Origin of the sequence: Helicobacter pylori (genome assembly GCF_002832345.1) — a bacterium.
Lineage (GTDB): Bacteria > Campylobacterota > Campylobacteria > Campylobacterales > Helicobacteraceae > Helicobacter > Helicobacter pylori_CP.
Genome location: NZ_PHLZ01000005.1, coordinates 41,056 through 55,534 on the forward strand (window position 1 = coordinate 41,056; position 14,479 = coordinate 55,534).

The 14,479-nt window shown below is 40.7% G+C and carries 18 protein-coding genes and 1 pseudogene; 7 read left to right on the plus strand and 12 right to left on the minus strand.

The genetic code is table 11. From position 1 onward, the window contains the following. Positions 1-250 precede the first annotated feature (250 nt). The 7 genes and pseudogenes from trpE to CXY28_RS02500 form a co-directional block, all read left to right on the plus strand. The gene (gene trpE / locus CXY28_RS02470; RefSeq protein WP_100979352.1) at positions 251-1,753 is read left to right on the plus strand and encodes an anthranilate synthase component I; all 1,503 of its coding nucleotides are present in this window, start codon (positions 251-253) and stop codon (positions 1,751-1,753) included. Beyond that, complete coding sequence (locus tag CXY28_RS02475) at positions 1,750-2,334, plus strand: aminodeoxychorismate/anthranilate synthase component II (RefSeq protein ID WP_100979353.1); 585 nt, start codon at positions 1,750-1,752, stop codon at positions 2,332-2,334. The genes trpE and CXY28_RS02475 overlap by 4 nt, the downstream gene beginning before the upstream one ends. Continuing rightward, the gene (gene trpD, locus CXY28_RS02480) at positions 2,331-3,338 is read left to right on the plus strand and encodes an anthranilate phosphoribosyltransferase (RefSeq protein WP_100979354.1); all 1,008 of its coding nucleotides are present in this window, start codon (positions 2,331-2,333) and stop codon (positions 3,336-3,338) included. The genes CXY28_RS02475 and trpD overlap by 4 nt, the downstream gene beginning before the upstream one ends. After that, positions 3,331-4,689 carry a bifunctional indole-3-glycerol-phosphate synthase TrpC/phosphoribosylanthranilate isomerase TrpF gene (gene trpCF / locus CXY28_RS02485; RefSeq protein WP_100979355.1) on the plus strand — a complete coding sequence of 453 codons (1,359 nt, stop codon included), beginning with the start codon at positions 3,331-3,333 and terminating at the stop codon, positions 4,687-4,689. The genes trpD and trpCF overlap by 8 nt, the downstream gene beginning before the upstream one ends. Further along, a complete protein-coding gene (gene trpB / locus CXY28_RS02490; protein ID WP_100979356.1) occupies positions 4,690-5,871 on the plus strand; it encodes a tryptophan synthase subunit beta in 1,182 nt (393 codons plus the stop codon). Beyond that, positions 5,868-6,656: a tryptophan synthase subunit alpha gene (trpA, locus tag CXY28_RS02495; RefSeq protein ID WP_100979357.1), complete on the plus strand. Its 789-nt coding sequence runs from the start codon at positions 5,868-5,870 to the stop codon at positions 6,654-6,656. Before trpB ends, trpA begins: the two co-directional genes overlap by 4 nt. 209 nt (positions 6,657-6,865) lie before the next feature. Then, a pseudogene (locus CXY28_RS02500) lies at positions 6,866-7,117 on the plus strand (hypothetical protein); the annotation flags it as partial. Positions 7,118-7,953: 836 nt separating this feature from the next. Here the strand turns inward: CXY28_RS02500 and rplQ are convergent. The 12 genes from rplQ to rplR all read right to left on the minus strand — a co-directional run bounded on the left by rplQ (position 7,954) and on the right by rplR (position 14,472). Continuing rightward, positions 7,954-8,304, minus strand: coding sequence for a 50S ribosomal protein L17 (rplQ, locus tag CXY28_RS02505; RefSeq protein ID WP_001216119.1), 351 nt, complete (start codon positions 8,302-8,304; stop codon positions 7,954-7,956). Beyond that, complete coding sequence (locus tag CXY28_RS02510) at positions 8,304-9,338, minus strand: DNA-directed RNA polymerase subunit alpha (protein WP_100979358.1); 1,035 nt, start codon at positions 9,336-9,338, stop codon at positions 8,304-8,306. Before CXY28_RS02510 ends, rplQ begins: the two co-directional genes overlap by 1 nt. Before the next feature lie 11 nt (positions 9,339-9,349). After that, positions 9,350-9,976, minus strand: a complete 627-nt coding sequence (rpsD, locus tag CXY28_RS02515; protein ID WP_000135250.1) for a 30S ribosomal protein S4 — start codon at positions 9,974-9,976, stop codon at positions 9,350-9,352. 9 nt (positions 9,977-9,985) lie between these two features. After that, positions 9,986-10,381 (minus strand): 30S ribosomal protein S11, encoded by a 396-nt coding sequence (gene rpsK, locus CXY28_RS02520; protein WP_001129297.1) that lies wholly within the window; start codon positions 10,379-10,381, stop codon positions 9,986-9,988. A 22-nt stretch (positions 10,382-10,403) separates the two neighbouring features. Further along, positions 10,404-10,766, minus strand: coding sequence for a 30S ribosomal protein S13 (rpsM, locus tag CXY28_RS02525; RefSeq protein ID WP_000090809.1), 363 nt, complete (start codon positions 10,764-10,766; stop codon positions 10,404-10,406). A 3-nt stretch (positions 10,767-10,769) separates the two neighbouring features. Continuing rightward, entirely contained in the window at positions 10,770-10,883 is a 114-nt protein-coding gene (gene rpmJ, locus CXY28_RS02530; protein WP_000868340.1) for a 50S ribosomal protein L36, read from the minus strand. A gap of 77 nt (positions 10,884-10,960) precedes the next feature. After that, positions 10,961-11,179 (minus strand): translation initiation factor IF-1, encoded by a 219-nt coding sequence (gene infA, locus CXY28_RS02535; protein WP_000090248.1) that lies wholly within the window; start codon positions 11,177-11,179, stop codon positions 10,961-10,963. Next, positions 11,179-11,940 carry a type I methionyl aminopeptidase gene (gene map, locus CXY28_RS02540; RefSeq protein ID WP_015643767.1) on the minus strand — a complete coding sequence of 254 codons (762 nt, stop codon included), beginning with the start codon at positions 11,938-11,940 and terminating at the stop codon, positions 11,179-11,181. Before map ends, infA begins: the two co-directional genes overlap by 1 nt. Beyond that, positions 11,940-13,202: a preprotein translocase subunit SecY gene (gene secY / locus CXY28_RS02545; RefSeq protein ID WP_001030183.1), complete on the minus strand. Its 1,263-nt coding sequence runs from the start codon at positions 13,200-13,202 to the stop codon at positions 11,940-11,942. Before secY ends, map begins: the two co-directional genes overlap by 1 nt. Positions 13,203-13,236: 34 nt before the next feature. Next, positions 13,237-13,638: a 50S ribosomal protein L15 gene (gene rplO, locus CXY28_RS02550; protein WP_000522167.1), complete on the minus strand. Its 402-nt coding sequence runs from the start codon at positions 13,636-13,638 to the stop codon at positions 13,237-13,239. Positions 13,639-13,657: 19 nt separating this feature from the next. Then, positions 13,658-14,101, minus strand: a complete 444-nt coding sequence (rpsE, locus tag CXY28_RS02555) for a 30S ribosomal protein S5 (protein WP_100979359.1) — start codon at positions 14,099-14,101, stop codon at positions 13,658-13,660. 14 nt (positions 14,102-14,115) lie between these two features. Next, on the minus strand, positions 14,116-14,472 hold the full coding sequence (gene rplR, locus CXY28_RS02560; protein ID WP_015643766.1) for a 50S ribosomal protein L18: 357 nt from the start codon (positions 14,470-14,472) through the stop codon (positions 14,116-14,118). Between the last annotated feature and the right edge of the window lie 7 nt (positions 14,473-14,479).

The window sequence follows — 14,479 nt, forward strand, 5'->3', positions numbered from 1 at the left end:
CACACAAGAAAGATAACGGCAACAAGCTTTCTCGTAAAGGGTGAAACCATCCTTGAATTTATCGCACCTAATCTTTCTTGCCACACACAAGAAAGATAACGGCAACAAGCTTTCTCGTAAATTGAGCCTTGAAAAATCCAATTTGAGTTTGAATTAGATTAGACCTTGCAGACTCTATAAGGCTATTAATTTACTGCCCATTTATCTATTTCTTGTAGAATACGAGTTTATTTTTAGCGTAAAGAAATTGATGATCAGTCTAATAGAAAAAGCCCCTTACATTCCCTACCCCCTAGCTCTTTATGAAAAAATAGAGCAACCACACACTTTGCTTTTTGAAAGCGCTGAGATTGAGAGCAAAGCGCACACCAAATCCCTTTTAATGGCTAAAGCCTGTTTGAAGCTCATTTGCAACCACGATATCGTAACCATCACTAGCCTGACGCCTAATGGCGAGGCGTTTTTGCAAAAATTGAGTGCGTTTTTTAAAACGCCTATACAAGACAATGCCCTAATTTTAACCTACACCAAAAATAAAAAAACGCAAGATGAGTTTTTAAAACTCTTTGAGCCTAGCCCTTTTGACGCTTTAAGGGGGCTTTTTAAAAGCGTTAAAACAAAACCCAAGCACCCCTTTACGCTTTTAAGCGCGGGCGTTTTTTCTTTTGAAATGCTCAATTTTTTTGAAGATTTGCCCCACTTGAAAGCGCAAGACAACACAGTGCATGACTTTATTTTTTTCGTCGCGCAAAATTTGATCATCATAGACCATAAAGAAAAAAGCGCTGAAATCTTGGGGGCGTGTTTTGATGAGTGCTTTAAAACAGAGATAGCCCAAGAATTACAGGATTTAAAAGAGTTGGCTAAAAACATCAAAAGCGATTTTATCCCTAAAAAATCCAAGCAAAGTAGAGAAGTTAGCGTTAGTTGTGATGATAGCGAGTTTGAAAAAAGAGTGCTATCCTTACAAGAAGAAATCAAAAAAGGCGAGATTTTTCAAGCGGTGTTGTCGCGCAGCTTTTATATGGAGTGCTTGGAGGGTTTGAGCGCGTATTATCATTTAAAACTAACTAACCCTAGCCCCTATATGTTCTATATCAAAGACAGCGATTTTATCCTTTTTGGGGCAAGCCCTGAGAGCGCTTTAAAATACAACGCCTTAACGAATACGGCTGAAATTTATCCCATTGCTGGCACTCGTTTAAGGGGTAAGGACAAACAAGGGAATATTGATTACGATTTAGATAGTAAAATGGAATTTGATTTGCAACACGACTATAAAGAAAGGGCTGAACACATCATGCTAGTGGATTTAGCCAGAAACGACATGGCCAGGGTTTCAAAAAAACGCTATTGCGACAAGCTTTTAAAAGTGGATAAATATTCCAATGTCATGCATTTAGTCTCAAGGGTTGTGGGGGAATTGAAAAAAGGGTGCGATAGTTTGCATGCTTACAGGAGTTTTATGAACGCCGGCACGCTCAGCGGGGCGCCTAAAATCTCTGCGATCAGGCTCATTTACCAATTAGAAAAGCAAAGGAGAGGCTCTTATGGGGGGAGCGTGGGGTATTTAAACAGCGAGGGTTCTATGGATTCTTGCATCACTATCCGTTCATGTTTTGTCAAAAACAATAGAGCCGTGATCCAAGCAGGAGCCGGTATCGTGTTAGACAGCGTGCCGCAAAACGAAGCGAATGAAACAAGAGCCAAAGCGCAAGCCCTTATTGATGCGATCAGGAAAACAAGCTTATGAAAATCTTTTTTATAGATAATTTTGATTCTTTCTCTTATAACTTGGTGTATGAATTAGAGTGTTTGGGTTATGAAGTGGCTGTTTATCAAAACGATATTGATCCGAATTATCTTATGGGTTTGATGAATACAGAATCAAAAACGCCTTTATTGTTCATTTCACCCGGGCCAGGTAATCCTAGCAGTTCAGGCAATCTTTTAAAAATCATTGAAATGGCTAAAAAGAAATTCCCTATTTTAGGGGTTTGTTTGGGCTTACAGGCTTTAGCGCAAAGCTATGGGGCTAAAATCATAAGGAGTAAAGAAATCGTGCATGGCAAAGCAACCACTATCGCGCTCAAAAAGCATGCTGTTTTTAAAGGCTTAGGCGAGAGCATGGTGGTGGGGCGTTACCATTCTTTAATGGCGAGCGGGTTGCCTAAAAATTTAGAAGTGATCGCTGAGCATGACAATATCCCTATGGCTATTGTCAATGAAGAAGATAAAATTTTAGCCTATCAATTCCACCCTGAAAGCATCATGACTTTACAAGGGAGAGCGTTGTTAGAGCAAAGCGTTGGGTTTTTAGAAGGGTTATCATGAAAGAGATTTTAAACGCTCTGTATCATCAAAAAGACTTAAACGATGAAGAAGTCAAAAAGTTATTCACCCTCATTATCAACGAAAAAGTAAGCCCAGTGCAACTTGGGGCCATTTTGTGCGCTTTAAAAATCAAGGGCGAGAGCTTTAAAGAGATTAGCGTTGCTGCAACCACGCTTTTAGAGCATGCCCCTAAGCCTTTTAACAGCGGATTGGATTTAATAGACAATTGCGGCACAGGGGGCGATGGGTTAAAAACGATTAATATTAGCACGATTGCTGCACTCATCGCCAGCTCTATGGGATTATCTATGGCTAAACACGGATCAAGGAGCGTTTCCAGTCATAGCGGGAGCGCTGATTTGTTGGAAAATTTGGGCGTGAATATTGAAATGAACCCCACGCAATTAGAGAATTGCTTCAAACAAACGCATTTTGGGTTTTTATTCGCGCCTTTATACCATCAAAGTTTTAAAAAATCCGCCCCTTTAAGAAAAGAGCTTTTCACTAAAACGATTTTTAATTGCTTAGGGCCTTTAATCAACCCCTTAAGGCCAAAAATCCAGCTTTTAGGCGTGTATGACAAATTTTTGTGCAAGACCATGGCGCTAGCGTTGAAGGCTTTAGGCGTTAAAAGGGCGATGGTGGTTAATGGAGGGGGGACAGATGAAATCGTGTTGCATGACATTACGCATGCATGTGAATTGAAAAATAACGAAATTTTAGAGTATGACTTGAGCGCTAAAGATTTTGATTTGCCCCCCTATGATTTGAAAGAATTGCAGATTGAAAACGCACAAGAAAGCGTTCAAGCGTGTTTAGATATTTTAGAAAATAAAGGCAAGGATTCGCATACAATGGTGGTTGTGGCGAATGTGGCGAGTTTGTTGTATTTAAGCCATAAAGCTAAAGATTTAAAAGAGGGCGTGAGCATGACTTTAGAGCATTTAAAAACCAAAGCGCCTTATGTGCATTTGCAAAAAATCATAAGGTTAAGCCATGCCTAGCGTGTTAGAAAACATCCTTAAAGACAAGCTCCTAGAAGTCTCTGATCTCAAAAAAAACCACGCTTTACCGATCAATATAAACCCAAGCGACAGGGATTTTAAAAAGGCGCTACTAGAAAAAAAAACCAGCTTTATTTTAGAATGCAAAAAAGCATCGCCCTCTAAAGGTTTAATAAGAAAAGATTTTGATCTGTTAAAAATAGCCAAGACTTATGAAAAATTCGCCTCTTGCATTTCAGTCTTGGCGGATTCTAAACATTTTTTAGGCTCTTATGAAAACATTAAGATCGTTTCGCAGCATTCCACCAAGCCCATTTTATGCAAAGACTTTATCATTGATGCTTTTCAAATCAAACTCGCTAGGGTTATGGGGGCTAATGCGGTGCTTTTAATGTTAAGCGTGTTAGATGATAAGAATTATTTAGAGCTTTTCAATCTCGCTAAATCCTTAAACATGAGTGTGCTAACTGAAGTTTCCAATAAGCAAGAAATCAAGCGCTTGCTCAAACTCCAATACGACATTATAGGCATCAATAACAGGGATTTACACACCTTAAAAACCGATATTAACCACACGCTAGAATTACGCCCCCTATTGCCTAAAGACGCGCTCATTATCAGTGAGTCCGGTATTTATTCGCATGCGCAAATCAAAGCCCTAGCCCCTTATGTGAATGGCTTTTTAGTGGGCAGCTCTTTAATGAAAGAAAAGGATTTAAAAAAAGCGTGCGCTAAATTGATTTTAGGCGAAAATAAAGTGTGCGGGCTTACAAGGATTAAAGACGCTAAAGCCGTTTATAAAAACCATTTCATTTATGGGGGTTTGATTTTTGAAAAATCTTCGCCCCGATACATCAAGCCTAAAGAAGCCCTAAAGATCACAAAAGCGGTTAAAAAACTGGATTTTGTGGGCGTGTTTGTAAAAGATAAAATTAAAAAAATTCAAAAAATCGCTCAAAAGCTTGATTTAAAAGCGGTGCAGCTTTATGGCTATTCGCCTAAAGAAATCGCTCAATTGAAAAAAGCGCTCCCTAAAACTTGCGCGATCTGGCAAGTAATAAGCGTGAGGAGCGCTAAAGATTTAGTGCCTAAAACTAAAGAGGCCTCTCTAATCTTATACGACACTAAGGGGGATAAAATGGGAGGCAATGGCGTGAGTTTTGATTGGGAAATTTTAGAAAATGTCAAAACGCCTTTCATGTTAGCTGGTGGGCTTAATTTGGATAATATTCAAAAAGCCTTGAAAATTAAAGCGTTGGGTTTGGATTTCAATTCGGGTTTAGAAATAAGCCCTGGGATTAAAAATAAGGATAAAATCAAGCGATTAGCCCGCATTTTAAGAGAGTATTAAATGAATAAAAAAGCGTATTTTGGGGAGTTTGGAGGGAGTTTTGTTTCAGAATTGTTAGTGCCTGCATTAAGAGAGTTAGAACAGGCGTTTGATGCGTGTTTGAAAGATGAAAAATTCCAAGAAGAATATTTTCATCTTTTAAAAGATTTTGTGGGCCGTCCTAGCCCTTTAACCTTGTGTCAAAATATCGTTTCTAACCCTAAAGTTAAGCTTTATCTAAAACGAGAAGATTTAATCCATGGTGGGGCGCACAAGACTAATCAGGCTTTAGGGCAAGCCCTTTTAGCGAAAAAAATGGGTAAAACAAGGATTATTGCTGAAACAGGCGCCGGTCAGCATGGCGTTGCAACGGCTATCGCTTGCGCGTTATTGAATTTAAAATGCGTGATTTTTATGGGAGAAAAAGACATCAAGCGCCAAGAAATGAATGTTTTTAGAATGCGCTTATTGGGTGCTGAAGTGAAAGAAGTTAATTCAGGGAGCGCGACGCTTAAAGACGCCGTGAATGAGGCCTTAAGAGATTGGGCGAGCAGTTACAAGGACACGCATTATTTGCTAGGCACAGCCGCCGGGCCACACCCTTACCCCACAATGGTTAAAACCTTTCAAAAAATGATAGGCAATGAGGTTAAAAGCCAGATTTTAGAAAAAGAAAACCGCTTGCCTGATTACGTGATCGCATGCGTTGGAGGGGGGTCTAACGCTATAGGGATATTCAGCGCGTTTTTAAACGATAAAGAGGTTAAACTCATAGGCGTAGAGCCAGCCGGTTTAGGGCTAGAAACCAATAAGCATGGGGCGACTTTGAATAAGGGGCGTGTGGGGATTTTGCATGGGAATAAAACCTATCTTTTACAAGATGATGAAGGCCAGATTGCAGAAAGCCATAGCATTAGCGCCGGGCTTGATTATCCAGGAGTGGGGCCAGAACACAGCTATTTAAAAGAGATTGGGCGTGCGGTTTATGAAAGCGCAAGCGATGCTGAAGCGCTAGAAGCTTTCAGTTTGCTATGCCAAAAAGAAGGCATTATCCCAGCGCTAGAAAGCTCACACGCCTTAGCGTATGCCTTAAAGCTCGCTCAAAAATGCGAAGAAGAAAGTATCATCGTAGTGAATTTAAGCGGTCGGGGGGATAAGGATTTAAGCACCGCTTATAACGCTTTAAAAGGAGGTTTGAAATGAGGTATCAAAACATGTTTGAAACCTTAAAAAAACAAGACAAAATGGCGTTTATCCCGTTTGTAACCTTGGGCGATCCTAATTATGAATTGAGTTTTGAAATCATTAAAACCCTAATTATTAGCGGGGTGAGCGCTTTAGAATTGGGGTTTGCTTTCTCAGATCCGATAGCGGATGGCGTTACCATACAAGCGAGCCATTTAAGGGCGTTAAAACACGCTAGCATGGCTAAAAATTTCCAGCTTTTAAGGGCGCTCAGAGATTACAATCCCCACATTCCCATAGGGCTTTTAGCGTATGCGAATCTCATTTTTTCTTACGGCGTTGATGGCTTTTACGCTCAAATCAAAGAATGCGACGTGGATAGCGTTTTAATAGCGGACATGCCCCTAATAGAGAAAGAATTAGTCATCAAATCCGCTCAAAAACACCACATCAAACAAATCTTTATCGCCAGCCCTAATGCGAGTGATAAAGATTTAGAACAAGCCGCTATGCATTCGCAAGGCTATATCTACACTTTAGCCAGGAGTGGGGTTACAGGGATAAGCCATGCTCTAGAGAACGATGCAAGCACGATCATCAAGACCCTAAAGACTTTTAGCCCCACCCCCGCCTTACTGGGCTTTGGCATTTCTAAAAAAGAACACATCACAAACGCTAAAGGCATGGGCGCTGATGGCGTGATTTGCGGCTCAGCGTTAGTCAAAATCATAGAAGAAAATTTAAACAATGAAAACACCATGCTAGAAAAAATTAAAGGGTTTATAGGAGAAATGATTTTTTAAGGGCTTTTAGGTTTTGTTGCGTCAAAAAATTAAAGATCACAGACTAACAATCATCATCAGGTTTTATTGCATGCGCGTTATTATGGCGTTAGTGCAGAAAATACCGCCATAAGCCTAACAACAATATAAAGGCAGCCTTGTAGTGTGGTTGATAGCAGCTTAAAATCGCAGGTATTTTGATAATAAAAAAGCTAATTTTGATATATTAAGCCATAAGCGACTATGGTCTTTTTAGGGCGCTAGAAACCCCTTTTACTTTGCCCAGTTTTAAAGGGGAACAAATCTCGCTTTTTAGCTTAGATCTTAAAGCCCAATTCACTTCCAAAAATCTCAAATACCCCTTAAAAAACTTGCGTTTAAAAACGCTCTTTTCTGGCTCGCTCAATGAAGCCACAGATAGTTTTTTTAGCCTTAGCTCTGAACCTAAATCGGTGGTGTTGGTGTATCAAAAATTCTTATAAGCGGGTTTTGTTAGGCAAGTTTTTGCTTGCATATTATGTCAAGTTAAGGAGCGTTTGAGTTAGCAAGTAGAGAAAGATTGATTCAGTCCCGCTTTGGCGTGGTGGCGGTTCGGTTTATAGTCTTTAGTGTATCTTGTGTGGCGGACAAAATAATAGGAGTTCATAATTTTTTAACAAAACCACTACAGAGCGAACAAATCAACCCACTGCCCATATCGGCTAAAATCCAAAGCAGTTTAGTATAGAGGAATAGCCAATATCTAGCGTGTCTCAAAATACGCTTGAATCCATCTGGCTCAATTTCTAGCAGTTGGATTTCTTAAAATCATCAAACCAATTAGAAGCCTTAATAAAAATGTAAGGAATACCGCTCAATTAAAGACAGAAAAATCTATTTGAACGATGAAGTTTAGGCGATTCAAGAATACAACAGGGTCATTAAAGGGTGGGATAAAAGCCAGTGTGAGTTTTGAGTTTATTTTGATTTTTTAAACAATTACACAAATTCTGACCATATTTTTTCACACAAAAAACTTCCACTTTTGAAGCAAGTTCTGTGAACAATTCTTTACCAAATTCCATTTTTTTCTCCAAATTTAAAAATTAAAATTGGGGTTTTAGTTACTTTATTTTTGCAGTTTGGAGGTTATCGCTTAACTAACGCCAAGCTCTTTTATATTTTGATTACAGAAAACGCTTTTTAGCATTTTAAATTTTATCACCAATACTCAATAGGAGCAAAGTCAAAGCTTTTGAGTGCTTCTTTTAAAATAAGATCAAATCAAGGCGATAAACCACCAACCAAGACTAAATCTTGGCTAGCAGTTCATCAAATTTCATACAAATTCAATGGTGGCTAGAGTGGAAGCGTCCCCTCTTCTAAAAGTGGTGCGTTGGATCCTAGTATATCCGCCATTCCTTTGCGCGTATTTGGGCGCAATTTCAGTTACAAGCTTGTGGGTGGCTTCTTTGTTTTGCAAATACGCAAAAACATGGCGGTGCGCATTAAAATCGCCCACACGAGCCGCTGTCGTTAATTTCTCAATGTAACTGCGCAACTCCTTAGCTTTATAAATCCCTGTTTCAATTTTGTTATGCTCAATCAAAGCGATCGCTAAATTCTTTAATAATGCCTTTCTGTGCGAGCTGGTTCTCCCAAGCTTGCGGTATCCGTGTTTGTGTCTCATCAGTCGTTACCTCCTTTATCTTCTAATTTTTCTAATCTTTTCTTTAAACTTTCTCTTTGTTCAGGGCTTAATTCTGTGCCTACCGGATAGCCCAAATCATTCAATTTTTCAGCGATTTCATCATAGGATTTTTTACCCATGTTCTTCACGCCCTTAAGCTCTTCTTCGCTCATCAACACGAGTTCACCCACATACTTGATGCCGATTTTATCCAAGCAATTAAAACACCTAGCGCTCAAATTCATGCTTTCAATCTTAGTGCTCAAATCTTTAGCGTCATCTCTTTGGGCGTAATCGCCTGAATACTCCGCATTGGCGATGGGTCTTTCGCCAAAAACGCCTAGTTGCTTGCTCATCACTTTCACCGCTGACAAAAACGCTTTATAAGGGTCAATCTGCCCGTCTGTTTCAATATCAAAAATGATTTTCTCATAGTTGGGATCGCCCTCAACCAAAACATTTTCAATCTCATAAACGACCTTTTTAATCGGCGTGAAAGAGCCGTCTAGCGGCATGTAGCCCTCAGGCATCAATTCCCTTGTGTTTTCGCTTGGGACATACCCCATCCCTTTATAGATAATGAGCGAAAAATTCAATTGAGCGTCTTCGTTGATTGTGGCTAGAGGCATTTCCGGATTGACGATTTCTATATGCTCAGAATTCAAATCCCTAGCCCTAAGCTCCATAGGCCCTTTAAAAGAATAATCCACCACAACCGATTGGTTTTCTAAAGAACTATCTTGCCCCACTAACGCCTTGGCTATAAAGCGGATATTCTTTAAATTCATGATAAAAAGCGACACATCTTCAGTAACCCCCCTTAATGAGTCAAACTCATGATGAACGCCTTCAATCTTTAAACCCACAGGAGCATACCCCACAGAGCTTAAAAGCAAGAGTCTTCTAATAGGATGAGCGAGCGTAACAGCGTAACCAAACTCAAATGGAGCCAGAGAAATCTTAACCCGATTGCCCTCTTTCTCTAGCACCTTAATTTCTGATGGGATCAAAGGTGCTGTTTTGATAACTTTCATGCTCTAACCCCTTACTTAGAATACAACTCTACAATGAGTCTTTCTTCAATAGGGACAACCACTTCTTCTCTTTCAGGGTAGCGGGTGAAGATGCCGTATTTTTTATCTTTTTCCACATCAATCCATGGCACAATCCCTGTTTGAGCCGTCAATTCCATCGCGCGCACCACTTGAGAGTTGCTCTTGGTTTTTTCTTTGATCTCAATTTTTTGCCCTGAACGCACGAAATAAGAGGGAATATCCAAACGCTTACCATCCACAAGCACATGCCCATGCGTTACCAATTGCCTAGCAGAGCTTCTAGTGGTCGCAAACCCCATGCGATAGACAACATTGTCCAATCTTCTTTCAATCAAGCGGATAAGGTTTTCACCCGTATTGCCGTCCAAGCGATTGGCTTCCACAAAAATACTCCTGAATTGCTTTTCAGAAATGCCATACATCATTTTAGCTTTTTGCTTTTCTTTCAATTGCAACCCGTAATCAGAAGTCTTAGCGCGCCTTTGCCCATGCTGACCTGGCCCATAAGCCCTTTTATCTAGCGCACTCTTCCCGCTCAATCGCCTTTCACCTTTTAAAGCTAAAGAAACCCCAAAACGCCTTTCTAGTCTTTCTACTGCACCTCTATATCTTGCCATAAAGCCTCCTTACACTCTTCTTCTTTTAGGGGGTCTGCAACCATTATGAGGGAGCGGGGTGATGTCTTTAATCCAAAGCACTTTAACGCCCTCTGTCGCGCCCACGCTCTTAATGGCGGTCTCACGCCCACTGCCTGGCCCTTGAACCTTAATGCCCACTTCTTTAACGCCATGCTCTTTAGCCTTGCTTAGAGCGCTTTCTACAGCTTGTTGGGCCGCATAAGGGGTGGATTTTTTAGAGCCTTTAAACCCTAAACCGCCCGCTGTGCTCCAACAAATCACATTGCCCATTTCATCAGTGATAGTGATGTTGGTGTTGTTAAAGGTCGCTGAAATATAAACAACCCCTCTAGCAATATTTTTTTTGACTACTTTCTTTTTAGCCACTACATTTCTCTTAGCCATTAAATCATCATCTCCTTATCCTCTACTTGCTACCCACGGTTTTTTTCTTACCCTTACGAGTCCTAGCGTTATTTTTAGTGGTTTGGCCTCTCACAGGAAGACCCTTACGATGCCTGATCCCACGATAATTCCCTAAGTCCATTAAAGATTTAATATCCATTTGAACTTTTTTACGCAAATCGCCCTCTACTAAGTAGCTTTGCTGGATTTTTTTAGCGATACTAGACACTTCATCTTCGCTCAATTCATGCACGCGTTTGTCAAAAGAAATGCCTACCGCTTCTAAAATCTCTCTAGAACTCTTAAGCCCAATCCCATAAATATAGGTAAGGGCATACTCTACTCTCTTCTTTTTTGGTAAATCCACACCAGCAATCCTTGCCATGCTTTATCCTTGTCTTTGTTTGTGTTTGGGGGTAGTGCAGATCACTCTAATAACACCCCTTCTTTTAATAATTTTGCACTTATCGCACATCTTTTTCACTGATGGCCTGACTTTCATGATTTTTCTCCTTTGAAAAAATTAGGCACTACTAAAAACTTTTATACTAACATATTTTCATTGAAATAACCCTTAAATTATTTATATCTAAAAGTTATCCGACCTTTGTCTAAGCTATAGGGCGTAAGCTCTAGCTTAACCCTATCGCCTAAAGCAATCCTAATATAGTGCATGCGCATCTTTCCAGAAATACGGCACAACACCACATGCTTGTTGTCTAATTCCACCTTAAAAGTGGCGTTAGGCAACGCCTCAATCACTTTCCCATCCACTTCTATAACATCATCTCTTGCCATTAACGCTCCGTAAGAATCACTGCTTTATTGCCAACTATAGCGATAGTATGCTCATGGTGGCTTGTGTTAAGCCCATCCACTGAAACCACGCTCCACTTATCCGCTAGTATTTTAGGCTCGCCCTGTTTTTGACACACCATAGGCTCTAAGCAAAATACCATGCCCTCTTTGATTTTAGGGCCGCTATTAGCTTTGACGCCTTTTTCTAGGTAGTTGGGGATTTCTGGCTCTTCATGGGGTTTTTTACCAATGCCATGCCCGCAAAATCCCTTCAAAGGCACAAAGCCCCTTTCTACAATAGCACTCTCTAAAATCTGACTCAACTCCTTAAAATGCATGCCCACTCTAATGGAGCTAATGGCATGCATCAAGCTCTCTTTAGAGCAAGCGAGCAATTTTTCATCTTGCGGGCTTATCGCGCCTATGGGAAGCGTGAGGGCCGAATCGCCATAATAACCATCCACCTCCACCCCCAAATCCAAGCCTATAATATCCCCCTCTTGTAAAACATAATCCGTAGGAATGCCATGAATAACCACCTCATTTAAGGACATGCACACAGAATTAGGGAAACCATAGAGCCCCTTAAAAGCGGGTCTAGCATGAGAGGATTTGATAAAATCTTCAGCCATTTTATCCAGCTCTAAAAGTGAAACCCCAGGCCTTACTTCTCGCTCTAAAAGGGCTAACGCTTGAGCAGTTAATTCCCCGGCTTTTCTTAGAGCTTTGATTTCTTTTGGGCTTTTAATAGAGATTGCCATTAAAAGCCTACCGCGCTTAAAGTTTTATACTTGCTCATATAAATTTGCGCTTCAATCTTTTTCATGGTATCAATAGCGACTTGAACCACAATCAGCACCGCCGTGCCTCCAAAGTAAAAAGGCACGCCCATAGCCTTAACCAAAATCCAAGGCACGGTAGAAATGAGCGCTAAATACAACGAACCCCACAAAGTGAGCTTGCTCGCTACAGAATTTAAAAACGATGAAGTCCCCTCTCCAGGCCTAAGACCTGGAATATACCCGCCATTACGCCTCAAATTATCCGCAATATCCTTAGAATTGAACACGATAGAAGAATAAAAGTAAGCAAAAAAGATAATGAGTAAAAACATCAAAATATTATACGCATACCCTTGTGGGCTTAAAAAATCCGCAATCGCTTGCAAGGTTTTGTTGCTTGTGGCTTGCTGCAAAATCGTAGAAGGGAACACGAGCAAAGCTGAAGCGAAAATAGGGGGGATCACCCCGCTTAAATTCAACTTAATAGGAATGTAATTCATGATGCGCTTGTTTTGGTTTTGCATCACCACTTTACGCGCATAAGAAATGGGGATCCTACGCTCAGCTAATTCCACATAAATAATCGCAAAAATAGTCGCTAAAACAATCAGCACAATACCAATGAGCATTAAAATGTTAATCACGCCCGTATTGACCAAATTGAATGTGCCTGAAATGGCTGATGGGATCCCTGAAACAATCCCGGCAAAAATAATGAGACTGATCCCATTCCCCACGCCCCTTTGCGTGATTTGCTCCCCTATCCACATGAGCAGCATCGTCCCTGTAAGCATAGAAAACGCTGAAACGATCATAAAGACTTGCATATCAATCATGATCGCTCCATTGGCTCCTCCACTAATACTCCTTAAACCCACTGAAACGCTCACCGCTTGGATTAGGGTGATTAAAATGGTTAAATAGCGCACAATTTGCATGTATTTTTGCATGCCGTCTCGCTCTTTTTTCATTTTAGCCAGGTTAGGGAAAGTCGCGCTCAAAAGCTCCATGATAATGGAAGAAGTGATATAGGGCATGATACCCAAAGAGATGATGCTCAAGCGAGAAACCGCATTCCCGCTAAACATGTTAAACAACCCCAAAGCGTTGTTGGAATTGCTGTCAAAAAAAGCCTTGATCGCTGCTAAATCTACGCCAGGAATGGGGATATAAGCTAAGACTCTGTAGAGAAATAAAAAACCCAAAGTGATGAGTATCTTACTAGCAATGGCTTTATTCATAACCTATTCCTCTTAAATCAAGCTGATAGGGGCATTACTTCTGCCCGCTTGTTTTGATTCTCTCATCTTTAATTTTAGAAGCCAAGTTTTTAGCGTCTTTACCGATCAATTTCACGCCTTCAATATAAAGGGGGAAATGGTGTAAAGCGCGCAAGCTTGAAAAAGTGATTTCTTCTAAATTTTTAATCGCTTCATTCTTTTCTACATTGATAGAATAGATATGAGAGTCTTTAGTCCTAAAACCTATTTTAGGCAAACGGCGTTGTAAGGGTTGTTGCCCTCCTTCAAAGCCTCTTTTAGCCTTATAGCCTGTCCTTGCGGTTTGGCCTTTACCGCCTCTTGTGGCTGTCTTTCCCATGCCGCTTCCTTGACCACGGCCCACTCGTTTGATTTTTTTAACGCTACCTTTAGCGGGTTTTAAATTTTCTAATCCCATTATCATATCTCCTTTTTAACTACGCCTTGATTTTCGCTAAAGCGTCAAAAGTCGCGCGCACCACATTATAGGGGTTGTTGGAGCCTAAAGATTTGGTTAGAATATCCTTAATGCCTGCTAATTCCACGATAGGGCGCGTTGAACCCCCAGCAATCACTCCCGTTCCCTCACTTGCCGGTTTGAGTAAAATACGGCTTGCGTTGTATTTATGCTCAATGTCATGAGCGATAGTCGTGCCTTTAATGGTTACATAAATTAAGTTTTTAAACGCATCATCTACCGCTTTTTTAATCGCATCAGGGACTTCTTTAGCCTTGCCTAAACCAAAGCCTACAAGCCCATTTTTATTGCCCACAACCACTAAAGCGTTAAAACGAAACCGCCTACCGCCCTTAACCACTTTGGTTACACGGCCAATATTCACAACGACTTCTTGAAACTCTTCTCTGTTAATCTCTTCCATACCTTTCCTTTCTGTCATAGAGCGATCCCATTCTCTCTCAAGCTTTCAGCAAACGCTGCCACCACGCCATGATAGAGGTAACCATTCCTGTCATAAACCGCTCGCTCAATCCCTGCTTTTTTCAATTCTTCAGCAAAGAGAGTGCCTAATTTTTTAGCGTCTTCTTGCGTGTTCTTAAAGCCCATTTTCCTACCGTCAATATGCGTTATGGTGCTTTGTTTAACATCATCAATCGCTTGCGCATAGAAATAGCGGTTGGAACGAAAAACGCTCACCCTAGGCCTTAAATTATCGCCCAAAAGTTTGCTTTTAATCCTTAATTTTCGGCGATCCCTTAAGGCTTTCTTTTTATACAATGCTTTTGCGTTCATCACTTCA

Coding starts and splice junctions, on each gene's coding strand:
- infA (WP_000090248.1), bottom strand. CDS start 11,179: ATGGCAAGAGATGATGTTATAGAAGTGGATGGGAAAGTGATTGAGGCG.
- rpsE (WP_100979359.1), bottom strand. CDS start 14,101: ATGGAAGAGATTAACAGAGAAGAGTTTCAAGAAGTCGTTGTGAATATT.
- CXY28_RS02475 (WP_100979353.1), top strand. CDS start 1,750: ATGAAAATCTTTTTTATAGATAATTTTGATTCTTTCTCTTATAACTTG.
- trpE (WP_100979352.1), top strand. CDS start 251: ATGATCAGTCTAATAGAAAAAGCCCCTTACATTCCCTACCCCCTAGCT.
- rplO (WP_000522167.1), bottom strand. CDS start 13,638: ATGGGATTAGAAAATTTAAAACCCGCTAAAGGTAGCGTTAAAAAAATC.
- rpsD (WP_000135250.1), bottom strand. CDS start 9,976: ATGGCAAGATATAGAGGTGCAGTAGAAAGACTAGAAAGGCGTTTTGGG.
- map (WP_015643767.1), bottom strand. CDS start 11,940: ATGGCAATCTCTATTAAAAGCCCAAAAGAAATCAAAGCTCTAAGAAAA.
- rpmJ (WP_000868340.1), bottom strand. CDS start 10,883: ATGAAAGTCAGGCCATCAGTGAAAAAGATGTGCGATAAGTGCAAAATT.
- trpA (WP_100979357.1), top strand. CDS start 5,868: ATGAGGTATCAAAACATGTTTGAAACCTTAAAAAAACAAGACAAAATG.
- trpCF (WP_100979355.1), top strand. CDS start 3,331: ATGCCTAGCGTGTTAGAAAACATCCTTAAAGACAAGCTCCTAGAAGTC.
- trpB (WP_100979356.1), top strand. CDS start 4,690: ATGAATAAAAAAGCGTATTTTGGGGAGTTTGGAGGGAGTTTTGTTTCA.
- CXY28_RS02510 (WP_100979358.1), bottom strand. CDS start 9,338: ATGAAAGTTATCAAAACAGCACCTTTGATCCCATCAGAAATTAAGGTG.
- secY (WP_001030183.1), bottom strand. CDS start 13,202: ATGAATAAAGCCATTGCTAGTAAGATACTCATCACTTTGGGTTTTTTA.
- rplQ (WP_001216119.1), bottom strand. CDS start 8,304: ATGAGACACAAACACGGATACCGCAAGCTTGGGAGAACCAGCTCGCAC.
- rplR (WP_015643766.1), bottom strand. CDS start 14,472: ATGAACGCAAAAGCATTGTATAAAAAGAAAGCCTTAAGGGATCGCCGA.
- rpsK (WP_001129297.1), bottom strand. CDS start 10,381: ATGGCTAAGAGAAATGTAGTGGCTAAAAAGAAAGTAGTCAAAAAAAAT.
- rpsM (WP_000090809.1), bottom strand. CDS start 10,766: ATGGCAAGGATTGCTGGTGTGGATTTACCAAAAAAGAAGAGAGTAGAG.
- trpD (WP_100979354.1), top strand. CDS start 2,331: ATGAAAGAGATTTTAAACGCTCTGTATCATCAAAAAGACTTAAACGAT.